This is a genomic window from Bradyrhizobium sp., from assembly GCF_049581145.1.
In the GTDB taxonomy this organism is placed as follows: Bacteria; Pseudomonadota; Alphaproteobacteria; order Rhizobiales; family Xanthobacteraceae; genus Bradyrhizobium.
Genome location: NZ_JBAURI010001004.1, coordinates 1 through 3,654, shown reverse-complemented (window position 1 = coordinate 3,654; position 3,654 = coordinate 1). Strand labels below are relative to the sequence as shown.

The 3,654-nt window shown below is 61.2% G+C and carries 3 protein-coding genes; all 3 read left to right on the top strand.

The features are described from left to right. Window positions 1-145 precede the first annotated feature (145 nt). Genes WCB02_RS32615 through WCB02_RS32605 form a run of 3 tightly spaced genes read left to right on the top strand, consistent with a single transcriptional unit; the run spans window position 146 to window position 3,589 of the window. A complete protein-coding gene (locus tag WCB02_RS32615; RefSeq protein ID WP_423964811.1) occupies window positions 146-2,134 on the top strand; it encodes an FUSC family protein in 1,989 nt (662 codons plus the stop codon). 3 nt (window positions 2,135-2,137) lie between these two features. Further along, window positions 2,138-2,341: a DUF1656 domain-containing protein gene (locus WCB02_RS32610; RefSeq protein WP_423964809.1), complete on the top strand. Its 204-nt coding sequence runs from the start codon at window positions 2,138-2,140 to the stop codon at window positions 2,339-2,341. Between the two features lie 39 nt (window positions 2,342-2,380). After that, window positions 2,381-3,589 (top strand): efflux RND transporter periplasmic adaptor subunit, encoded by a 1,209-nt coding sequence (locus WCB02_RS32605; RefSeq protein WP_423964813.1) that lies wholly within the window; start codon window positions 2,381-2,383, stop codon window positions 3,587-3,589. Window positions 3,590-3,654: the final 65 nt, after the last annotated feature.

Sequence of the window (3,654 nt, the reverse complement as noted above, 5' to 3'; positions counted from 1 at the left end):
GCGTCCGCACCGTGGTCTTTTACAAGGATTTACGGGTGCGGCGTCGGCGGCAACGTATACTTGTTCTGCACAAATCTCCGGCGCAGCGGGACTGGTTCGTTCAGATGCGATGTCGGCTGACATTCTTCATTGGTTTGGAGCGACCATGACGAAAGCGATGGGCCAGGGAGGATTATCTGCGCCGACATTGAAGAGCGGCATGCCAAGCTTTCTCTCCTTTCGATTTGTTTGGCCGTCGTGGGCAAGCTGGGCATTTGCGCTCCGAACGTGGATCGCCATGATGGCTGCGCTCTACGTGGCTTTCTGGCTGCAGCTCCAGAACGCCTACTCCGCAGCCGTTTGCGTCGGTATTCTGGCTTTGCCCACCCGCGGCCAGGCCTTTGAGAAAGCGCTCTATCGAACCGCCGGAACGCTTCTCGGGTTTTTGGCGGCGCTCGTGATGGCCGGGCTCTTCAATAGCACGCGGGATCTCTTCATCCTCGCCTTTGCCGCCTGGATGGGAGCGTGCGGTTATATCGCGAGTTTCTTCGACGGGAACCGGGCATACGGTGCAGTGCTGAGCGGCTACACGGCTGCGATCGTCGCATTAACCAACATAGACGTGCCGCAGAGCAGCTTCATGACAGGTGTTGATCGCTGCGCGGCAATCCTGACCGGCGTTTTGGCGATCATGGTGGTCAACGATCTCTTCGATACGCCCGAGATCCTGCCGGGTCTGTCCCTTCAGCTTGAGGCCGCACATGGTCGGATCATGGCCGCTGCGCGCAAAATGATTTCCGATCGAAGCGTGGACGCGGGTGAACCAGGCGACATCCTCAAGACGATCGCCGGCTTTCGAACCGAAATCGCGGCGTTGCGGGTCGAATCGACCGACGGTCGTAACCGCGCCGGAGCTGCCCGAATAGCAGTGGCTGCCATGGCTCGGCAAATAGCGGCAATGCGCATCATGGCCGCGGCTCTGCATGGACTGAATGAGAGCGCTGACAACCGTGCCGATGCGTTTTTGGAGCAACTCGACCATGCGGTAGCAAATGGCGAGATGCCGGCACTATCTCGCGACGCTCGCGATAACGAGTCCTTCATCGCGGCAAGCGCAGCGTCGGAGTTCGTAGCCCAGAGCCGGCGCGTGACATCATCGCTCGATCAGATGCGGACCGGCGGGGAGGTCGTTCATGCGCCGGACTTGCCGCGGGTGCTCGCACGCGAGGCCTCGTTCCAGAACGGGCTTCGTCTGTTTCTCGCCGTGTTGATCGGCTGTGTCCTGCTGATCCTGGCCGGCTGGCCGTCGCTCTCGAACGCCATGACGATGTTCTCTGCGATCGCGGGAATCAGCGTCACCAGTCCGAGCCCACAAACATTCGCCAAAAACGCGGCAATCGCGATGCTGACGGCCATTGTGCTGGTCGGAATCACCGAATTCCTGATCCTCGATGGCGCCGACGCGTTTCCGATGCTGGCGCTCGGCTGGGCGCCGGCCATTATCGGAGCGGGCTTGCTGGCATCGAGCGGAAATCCGAAATGCGCACCGGTCGGCTCGCTAATGCTCGTGTTCATGCCGCTGCTGCTGCTGCCGAGCAATCCGCAGAATTACGATCCGCAGATGTTTCTTTCGACCGCGTCCCTGAACATCGTCTCCGTTGTCCTGCTGTTGGTGACGGTCGCGGTCCTGCTGCCGACGACCGATGATCGTAGGCAAACCTGGCTTCTGCGCACCCTCGGTCGCGATTTTCGGCAGGCGCTTACGGAGAAGATGCTTCCCGGAAATCCCGACGAAGTCGCTTTCCGCAACGCCGATCGGGATTACCAGATCGAATCGTTGCAGCAGGCCAATCTTTGTCACGATACCCCAGATGTTCGGAAGATGTTGTGCCGATCCGAACTCACCTCGTTAGCCTGGAGCATGCGATTGGCGCTTCAGCATGACCCGGGAGCGGATGAGGAAGGCCGTGTCGCGCTCGCGACCGCCGATCCATCTCGGCTGTCTGCGCTGGCCATTCGCCTGAGGGATCGAAGCGGGTCCGTTCGCGAGCACGATATTGATCGATGCAACTGGGCCGCCGCGCTTTCAGCCCGGATGGCGGCTCTGATTGAGCGCAGCCCGAACGAGATCGCGGCACTGAAAACGGGTTTCTAGGCGATGACGCACGGCTTTCCGGAATTGGTGATCGGCGGCGTGCTCGTCGCGCCGTTCGTAACCTATGCATTGGCGGCGCTGGTGCTGTTTCTGCTGCTCAAGCCTGCGCTGTCTCTGATCAATTTCGAGGCGACCTTCAGCAATCCGTCGCTCGCGTTGCTGTGCGTCTACGTCACAATCCTGGCGATATTGATCGTCCTGTTCTGAAAGAGGTGCGGCTTGAGCAATATAGATAGTTCCAGCCGGTTGGATCGCGAGCCCGTGCCATCCGCCCCAGAGGCGAAATCTCACTCACCCGCGGCCCAACGGCGTGACAATGGGGACGTGCCGCTATCGCCGCAAGCGTTTGGTGCGCGATGGCAGACGCGACGGCTCGGTCAATCATTGCTCAAGAGCCTCGCTACCCTGGCCGTCTTGGCACTCGCCGGCGTCGCGTCCCTGATGATCTGGAGTTATTATGTCACGGCGCCCTGGACGCGCGACGGTCGTGTCCGCGTGCAGGTTGCGAGCATCGCTCCCCAGGTATCCGGCCAGGTCGTCGAAATGAGAGTTGCGGACAACCAATATGTCCACAAGGGTGATGTGCTGTACGTCATCGACCCATTCGATTTTCAGGTAGCTGTCGATGAAGCCAAGCAGCAGCTCGAGATGAAAGCGGCCGATTCGGAGGTGAAGAGACTGGAAGCCGATCGGCGCAAGAAGCTCACCGATCTCGCCACCACGCCGGAAGAACAACAGCAATATGTCGGCAACTCGACGCAGGCGCTTGCCGCCTTCAAGGCGGCGCAGTCGCAGCTCGCGCAAGCCGAGATTAATCTGAAGCGCACGCAGGTGCGAAGTCCGGTCAACGGCTACGTCACCAACCTGCTTATGCGGGTCGGTGACTACGCGCACGAGGGGACTGCGAACATGTCGGTCATTGACGCCGACAGCTTCTGGATCGACGGCTATTTCGAGGAGACCAAGCTCGCTCATATTTGCGTGGGCGATCGCGCGGAAGCAAGACTCGTCGGTTATGGACAGCCGGTCATCGGCCGCGTCGAGACGATCACGCGCGGAATCGGTGTCTCCGATGCGGCGCCCGGCACTCAGGGGCTGCCGAATGTCGACCCGATCTATACTTGGGTGCGTCTGGCCCAGCGGGTGCCGATTCGAATCTCTATTACCGGCATTCCCGCCGGCGTGCCGCTGGTATCCGGGCTGACAGCGACCATCACCATCCGGGATCCCGTCGCATCCGAAAACCACGACTGGCTTGCCGGGAGGTGGCGCGGCGTTGCTGACCGGTTCGCTGACATCGTTTCCGGTCCGCGGCCGCGCCCGTCCTGCATTTCGCCGGTGATGGGAAGAAGCGAGGCGATCTCGACCCTGGCGGTACCGGCAATGCCGCCCGAGAAGACGCCGGCCGAGATCGCCCCGGGCATCGCGGCGAGCCATACAGCGTCGCCGCGATAGAAATCCGGTCAGAGAGCTCGAAGTTGGGGCGCGTCGGCGAGGGCGAAACGTTATCGGTGGCTGGT

Excerpts from the sequence above, each read along its gene's own strand:
- WCB02_RS32615 (WP_423964811.1), top strand. The coding sequence starts at position 146 with ATGACGAAAGCGATGGGCCAGGGAGGATTATCTGCGCCGACATTGAAG.
- WCB02_RS32610 (WP_423964809.1), top strand. The coding sequence starts at position 2,138 with ATGACGCACGGCTTTCCGGAATTGGTGATCGGCGGCGTGCTCGTCGCG.